We start from the raw sequence: 6,723 nt of genomic DNA, 5'->3' as shown, positions 1-6,723 counted from the left end.
GTGATGAGGCCATTGACCAGCCGGCGGTTGACGGCGGCCAAAATGCCCGGCAGCTTGCGGTCGCCCATGGCCAAGGCGATGACCAGCGATTTTTCCCGCGACGGCAGCGCGGCGGACGACACGCGGTCGTTGGTGATCCCTTCGATCATGCGGCCTTCGCGGTCGAACACCCAACCGACGATCTCGGCGATGCCGCCGGCTTTCTGCAGCGCCTTCAGCTCGCTTTCGGAAATGAAGCCGTCCTCGTAGAGCGGCGCCTTGGGCCCGAGATCGCCGATGCCGACGAAGGTGACGTCGGCTTCCGCGGCCAGCGCCAGCGTCGGCTGGATCATCGGCTGGTTGAGCAGCATCTCGCGCTCTTCTGGCGAGGAGGCGATGACCGGCAGCGGCATCGGGAAGGACCGCGCCTTGACGCGGTCGGCCATGGTGAAGATGACGTTGTAGAAGGCGGCCGAGCCGTCGGGCGAGATGTTGCCGGTCAGGGACACGACCTTGTGCTGCGGGCAGTCCATCGGCGGCAGCTGCTCGATCGCCGCCTTCAGCGTGCGCCCGGTGCCGATCGCCATGACGATGGGGGCTTCCGAGCGCAGCCGGCGCTCGATCTCGGCCGCTGCCGCCTCGGCGATGCCGATCGTCGTCGAGTTCGACGCCGGATCGCTCGGCACCACTTCGACAAGATCGAGCGCGAAACGCGATTTCAGTCGGGCGGCTAGGTCGAGGCAGTTGGCGATCGGGTGATCGACGCGCACCTTGATCAGCCCTTCGGACATCGCCAGCGACACCAGCCGCTGCGCCGTCTGCCTGGAGATGCCGAGCTTGGCGGCGATCTGGTCCTGCGTGTTGCCGGCAACATAATAAAGCCAGCCGGCGCGCGCGGCATCGTCCAACCTGGTGCTGCCGGTTTCCTGTCGCAAACTCACGTCCTGCCTCCCCGCCCGCAAGAACGCTGAAACGGGCGCCATAGCTTACAGCGAATATGCCGGCGCGCAATTGTCTATCGAAAGAGCAATTGCTTGGGCGCCCCACAGGCCTCCCGAAGATCTGCCGTCACGCCCCGAACCATTTGCCGGCGGGACGGTTTATCTCCGGCGGGAAACCGATTAAGGGGATCGGCGAAGGAGCCGCGCATGACGCCGAAAGCCGTATTCTGGGATATGGACGGAACGCTGGTCGACAGCGAGCCCTTGCATGAGGCAGCCCTTGTGGCGGCGCTGCGCAGCGTCGGCATCGCCCCGCCGCACGACCTGCATGAGCGCGTGCTGGGCATCGCCGCATGGCCGGTCTACGAGATGCTGCGCGACGAATTCGGCCTCGACCTGCCTTTCGACGACTGGATCGTGCGCAAATACGATCACTACCTGCCGCTGGCGGAAACGCTGAAGCCACGCCCCGGCGCGATCGAGGTGTTCAACGAATTGCGCGCGCTCGGCGTAGAGCAGGCGGTGGTGTCCAATTCCGACCGGCTGATCGTCGATGCCAATCTGCGCGTCGTCGGCCTCACCTATCCGGGCATGATGACGGTCAGCCGCAACGATGTGATCGACGGCAAGCCGCTTCCCGAACCCTTCCTGCGCGCCGCTTATCTCGCCGGCGTCGACCCGGCGGATGCTTTCGCCGTCGACGACAGCCTGACGGGCGCCATGGCCGGACTGGCTGCCGGCATGAAGACGCTCTTCTGGCCGGAGGCGCCGATGGACGGCCCGGCCGGCGCGATTGTGATCAACAGCGCTGAAGAGCTGCGGGCGCAGTTGGGGCTTTAACCCCGAAGGTCGGTGCTGCCCCTCATCCGGTCCTTCGGACCTCCCCGTAAAACGGGGAGAAGGAAAGGCCGCTCAATTCCGATAAACCGGCTCTTCCTCGTCCAGGATCGCTTTCAGCTCGGCCAGATGGCGCTCGGCCTGGCCGGGGTAGTCGTCCATCTCGCGCGCGGTCTTCTCGGCGATCTCGTCGGAGAGCGTGCGCAGCGGGCGCCCGGTCCACAGCGCCTTGATGTAAGTCTCGGCGGCGCGCTCGAAGTAGAACATGCGGTTGAAGGTGTCGGCGACCGTGTCGCCGATGACCATGACGCCATGATTGCCCATGACCATCACCTTGACCTTGGGGTCGGTGAGAAGCTGAGAGCAACGCTCGCCCTCTTCCTCGAAGGCCAGCCCGCCATAATTGGCGTCGACGACATGGCGGTTGAAGAACATGGCCGAGTTCTGGTCGACCGGCGGCAACGTCGAATCGGCGAGCGAGGCAAGTACCGTGGCGTGGATCGAATGGACATGCATGGCGCAGCGCGCATGCGGGACGTTGCGATGGATGGCGCCGTGCAGGCCCCAGGCGGTCGGGTCCGGCGCGTCGGGGCCGGAGAGCGTGTCGGGATCGTTGGCATCGATCAGGAGCAAGTCGCTCGCCTTGATGCGCGAGAAATGCACCTGGTTCGGGTTCATCAGAAACTTCGTGCTGTCCTCGTTGACGGACAGTGAGAAGTGATTGGCCACCGCCTCATGCATGTTGAGCCGCGCGGTCCAGCGGAAGGCGGCGGCGAGATCGACCCGCTCCTCGTAATAGGGCAGGTTGCTCAGCGGTTCCTTGTGCAGGCGGGCAAGGCTCATCGAAAATCCTCCTGTTTGGATGAGAATGCCGTGCGACGCCGCTGCCAGCAACCGATAATCGATGGCTCAGCGGATCAAGCCGCCGGGCGCGCCGATTGCAGCCCGCCCTGCTCGACGATGAAGTCGATCACGTCTTGCAAGCCCTTGCCGCGCGACAGATCGGTGAAGCCGAAGGGCCGCTTGCCACGCATGCGGCCGGCGTCGCTCTCCATGACATCGAGGTTCACGTTCACATAGGGCGCGAGATCGCTCTTGTTGATGATGAGGAAATCCGAGCGGGTAATGGCCGGGCCGCCCTTCCTCGGAATTTCCTCGCCCTGGCAGACCGAGATGACATAGAGCGTCAGGTCGGCGAGGTCGGGCGAGAAGGTGGCGGCGAGATTGTCGCCGCCGGATTCGATGAAGATGATGTCGAGGTCGGGGAATTTCTTGTTCAGCTCGGCGATCGCCCGCAGATTGATCGAGGCATCCTCGCGGATGGCGGTGTGCGGACAGCCGCCGGTCTCGACGCCGACGATGCGCTCCTCCGGCAATGCCTGCAGCCGCGCGAGCATCATCGCGTCCTCCTTGGTGTAGATGTCATTGGTGACGACGGCGATGGAGAAGTCGTCGCGCAACGCCTTGCAGAGCTTTTCGGTGAGCGTCGTCTTGCCGGAGCCGACGGGGCCGCCAATGCCGATGCGAAGAGGACCGTTTTTCGACGTCATGCCGGGAACTCCGAGATAGAGAGAATGACAAAGCCCAGCCCGATCAACAGGCAGAGCGGCGAATAGAGACTTTGGTCGAGCCGCGCGAAAGGTTGCTCCGGCGTAAGCCTGCGCCACCAAGGCGTGAAGCCGGCTATGCCGCGGCCGAGGAAGACGAGGCCGATCATCAACGCGGTGGCCGCAAGGCCTTCCCGTGGAAACGGCGTCGCAAAGACGCCGGCCAGCGCCAGCGGCCAGAGCGTCGCGAGCGCGAGGCACGCGGCGACGGCGAAACTCGCGAAGGACGACGGCATCTCATCGATGCCGCGGAAGCCGACGACGGCGCGGGCGCAGGAGGCCTGGTCCGTACCCGGCCAGATGCCGCCTATGCCCCAATAGACATGTAGCGTGGTAATCAAAAGCAGCACGAAGGAGAGGATGACGGCAAGCACGGTCATGAGCGAAACAGCCTGGAATATTGCGTTTCGTGCTGCATCGCCGCTATGTCGGACATGAAGGCCGAGCCGCCCAGATCGTCCAGGCTGGAAGCGGCGGCGCGCGACGCAACCGACAGCGCCAGAGGTTCGAAGCCGGCTAACAATGCGATGGCATCGACCTGGCCGACGACACCGAGCCTTATCGCCGCTTGCACAAGATTGGAGAAGAAAGCCTGCTGGAAGGCGGAAAGCGCATCCGAAAGGCCGATACCGCTGCTGCCGGCAACGGCGCCGACCGCAACGCAATAGGGGCAGTCGGCCGGCAACCGTTCAAGCACCGGAGACGGCCAGGCAGATGCCGCTTTGAGGAAGGCCGCGCCTTGGAGCATTGTCTCCATATGACGCTCCCGCGAGCCGGCAAGCGCCTCGGCCAGCGCGGCGACTTTGTTGAGGTCGCCGTCATCGCGCGCACGACGCCAGCTTTCGGCGAACAGCACGGCGTCGTTCCAGCCCGAGCCGATCTCGACCAGCGTCTCCAGCCAGCCGGCGAGATCGTCACGATTTGCGATCAATCCATCGTGCACGGCGCGCTCGAGCCCGTGGCTGTAGGAGAAGCCGCCGACCGGAAAGGCCGGCGACAACCAGGCCATCAGCCGTAGCAGCGCGACAGTGGAAAGCTGCTCAGTCATGGTGATGGTGGTGGCTGTGATGATGATGGTCGTGATCGTGATGATCGTGCCCATGGTCATGATCATGATGGTCATGCGCGTGGCCGTGATCGTGGCCATGGTGGTCATGATCGTGATCATGCGAATGGCCGTGATCGTGGCCATGCCCTGAATAGGCGCCGCGCACGGGGCTGAACGGCTGCGAAACCTCATGCACCTTGGCGCCGAGGCCTTCGAGCATCGCCTTGATGACATGGTCGCGCAGGATGACGAGGCGGTCCGGCTCGATCGCCGCCGCGAGGTGGCGGTTGCCGATGTGCCAGGCGAGCTCGGTGAGATGAACGGCGTCGCGGGCGCGGATGTCGTAGACCTCTTCGGGTGCTGCGACGATTTCGAGCTGGCGGCCGTCTTCCAGCACCAGCCGGTCGCCATCGTTCAACGCCACCGGTTCAGGCAGGTCGACCAGCACCTTGTCGCCGGCCGCCGTCTCGATGGCGCGGCGGCGCAGATGGCGCTCGTCATGCGGCAGCACGGCCTTGTCATAGGGCGTCGTCAATCCGGGATCACCGGCGACAAGCACCGAGACAGCGCGTGGAAACTTGGTGAAATCGGTGGTGATGTTGAGCTTCATTTCATGGCTCCGCCATTGGCTTGGGCGCGGGCGCGTGCAGGGCGCCTGAGGACACGGTCGAAATAGGCATTCACCCGGTCGGATTCGATCGGAAAGCGGCCGGCACGCGCCCAGCCGCCCATATCGCCAAGCAAGACGTCAACGGCCGAGAAGCGGTCGCCCAAGGCATAGGGCTTGTCGCCAAGTCGGCGGTCCAGCGCCTTTATTTCGGATGCGAAATCATACGCCGCAGCCGGGCCGACATCGACCCGAACATCCTTCGGCAGCAGGAAGCGGTGGCGCAGCTTGTTCCATAGCGGGGCTTCCAACTCACTCTGGGCGAAATGCATCCATGAATCCATCTCGGCGCGCCCGGCAACGCCCGGATTGGCGCCCATGCCTTTGTCGGCATGCTTGTCGGCCAGATAGACGCAGATCGCCGCCGAATCCGTGATTTTCAGGTCGTCGTCGATCAGGATCGGCACCTTGCCTGAAGGGTTGAGCGCGTAGGCTTCCGGCGAGCGCAGCTTGACCTCGACGAACGCGTAGGGCTGCCCGAGCTCCTCGAGCATCCAGAGCACCCGGCTGACGCGGGAGCCGCGCGATCCGACAGCCTTGTACATGGTTGAACCCTTGCCTTTCCGAGAACCCTACCGCATCGCGAACGCTCAGACGATGGTGTCGAACAGCCGCAGGATGAACGATATCTGATAGATCAGCGCGGCCGCGACGAAAGCGATGTGGAAGCGGCGATCGCGCACCAGGATCGCGACGATGCACAGCGCCACGAAGACCGGCGTGCGGAACAGATATTCGTTGCCGAAGCGGGCGAAATGCTCCGGACCCTTGAGCAGCGTGTCGATCACATCAAGCAGATAGGTGAAGCCGAGCAGGCCGAAGAACCAGGCGCGGCGCGAATAGAAATAGTCCTCGTAGCTGGTGTAATCGAGCATCGAATCCGGAAACAGCAGCGCGCAGAGCAGGAACAGCGTGATGGCGTAGAAGATGATGAAAAGATATTTGCCGAAGGTCCAGTTCTCGATGGCGTAGAGGCCGAACTCCCACCACCAGAAATGCACCAGCATCAACAGCACCGAGGCGACCCAGGCGAGATGCACCGCATAGAGCCGGTATTGGCCGGGATGCTGGACGATGCGGGCAGTTCCCGAAAGCAGGCGGGTGACTCCGAGGCCGATCACCATGCCCATGACGATGCGGATATGCGGGAAGATGTCGTGCTGCGAGGCGATTTCGGTGGCCATGCCCGATCACAATGCTGCTGCTCTGCAGCATATTGCGATCTGCGCGCGCGAGCCGCAACGCCATTTGCCCGTCAATCGGACCAGCCGCCCGTCAAAACAGAAAATACCGCTGCGCCATCGGCAGCACGGTGGCCGGCTCACAGGTCAAGAGCTCGCCGTCGGCCCGCACTTCGTATGTTTCGGGATCGACCTCGACATGCGGCGTGGCGTCGTTGAGCACCATGGAATGCTTGCCGATGCCGCCGCGTGTGTTCTCGACCGCGACCATTGCCTTGTCGACGCCAAGCCTGCCCTGCAGGCCGGCGTCAAGCGCCGCCTTCGAGACGAAGGTGACCGAGGAGTTGGTCAGCGCCTTGCCATAGGCGCCGAACATCGGCCGATAGTGCATCGGCTGCGGCGTCGGGATCGAGGCGTTCGGATCACCCATGGGGGCAGCGGCTATCGAGCCGCCGACCAGCAC

Annotated in this window: 9 protein-coding genes and 1 pseudogene; 1 reads left to right on the top strand and 9 read right to left on the bottom strand. The window is 64.0% G+C overall.

All coding sequences use genetic code 11. The features are described from left to right. Positions 1–920: sugar-binding transcriptional regulator (locus tag EOA24_RS23235; protein WP_133374579.1), on the bottom strand; the 920-nt coding region annotated here is incomplete at its 3' end. Between the two features lie 207 nt (positions 921–1,127). On the opposite strand from EOA24_RS23235, the gene EOA24_RS23230 reads away from it, so the two are divergent. Beyond that, positions 1,128–1,760 carry an HAD family phosphatase gene (locus tag EOA24_RS23230; RefSeq protein WP_126080003.1) on the top strand — a complete coding sequence of 211 codons (633 nt, stop codon included), beginning with the start codon at positions 1,128–1,130 and terminating at the stop codon, positions 1,758–1,760. A gap of 72 nt (positions 1,761–1,832) precedes the next feature. Here the strand turns inward: EOA24_RS23230 and EOA24_RS23225 are convergent, their stop codons facing one another. From EOA24_RS23225 to ureC, 8 genes and pseudogenes are all read right to left on the bottom strand, one after another. Further along, on the bottom strand, positions 1,833–2,600 hold the full coding sequence (locus EOA24_RS23225; protein ID WP_126080004.1) for a class II aldolase and adducin N-terminal domain-containing protein: 768 nt from the start codon (positions 2,598–2,600) through the stop codon (positions 1,833–1,835). A gap of 74 nt (positions 2,601–2,674) precedes the next feature. Then, complete coding sequence (ureG, locus tag EOA24_RS23220; RefSeq protein WP_042637471.1) at positions 2,675–3,307, bottom strand: urease accessory protein UreG; 633 nt, start codon at positions 3,305–3,307, stop codon at positions 2,675–2,677. After that, on the bottom strand, positions 3,304–3,744 hold the full coding sequence (locus tag EOA24_RS23215) for a DUF3995 domain-containing protein (RefSeq protein WP_126080005.1): 441 nt from the start codon (positions 3,742–3,744) through the stop codon (positions 3,304–3,306). The genes ureG and EOA24_RS23215 overlap by 4 nt, the downstream gene beginning before the upstream one ends. Further along, positions 3,741–4,412, bottom strand: coding sequence for an urease accessory protein UreF (locus EOA24_RS23210; protein WP_348526199.1), 672 nt, complete (start codon positions 4,410–4,412; stop codon positions 3,741–3,743). The genes EOA24_RS23215 and EOA24_RS23210 overlap by 4 nt, the downstream gene beginning before the upstream one ends. Next, positions 4,405–5,022 (bottom strand): urease accessory protein UreE, encoded by a 618-nt coding sequence (ureE, locus tag EOA24_RS23205; protein WP_126080006.1) that lies wholly within the window; start codon positions 5,020–5,022, stop codon positions 4,405–4,407. The genes EOA24_RS23210 and ureE overlap by 8 nt, the downstream gene beginning before the upstream one ends. Continuing rightward, a complete protein-coding gene (locus tag EOA24_RS23200; protein ID WP_126080007.1) occupies positions 5,019–5,624 on the bottom strand; it encodes a glutathione S-transferase family protein in 606 nt (201 codons plus the stop codon). The genes ureE and EOA24_RS23200 overlap by 4 nt, the downstream gene beginning before the upstream one ends. Positions 5,625–5,669: 45 nt before the next feature. Next, positions 5,670–6,263 (bottom strand): hypothetical protein, encoded by a 594-nt coding sequence (locus EOA24_RS23195; RefSeq protein ID WP_126080008.1) that lies wholly within the window; start codon positions 6,261–6,263, stop codon positions 5,670–5,672. Positions 6,264–6,354: 91 nt separating this feature from the next. Beyond that, positions 6,355–6,723 (bottom strand): annotated as a pseudogene (gene ureC / locus EOA24_RS23190) (urease subunit alpha); the annotation flags it as partial.

Source organism: Mesorhizobium sp. M2A.F.Ca.ET.039.01.1.1 (genome assembly GCF_003998035.1).
Classification (GTDB): domain Bacteria; phylum Pseudomonadota; class Alphaproteobacteria; order Rhizobiales; family Rhizobiaceae; genus Mesorhizobium.
This window is presented reverse-complemented; position numbering and strand designations above follow the sequence as displayed.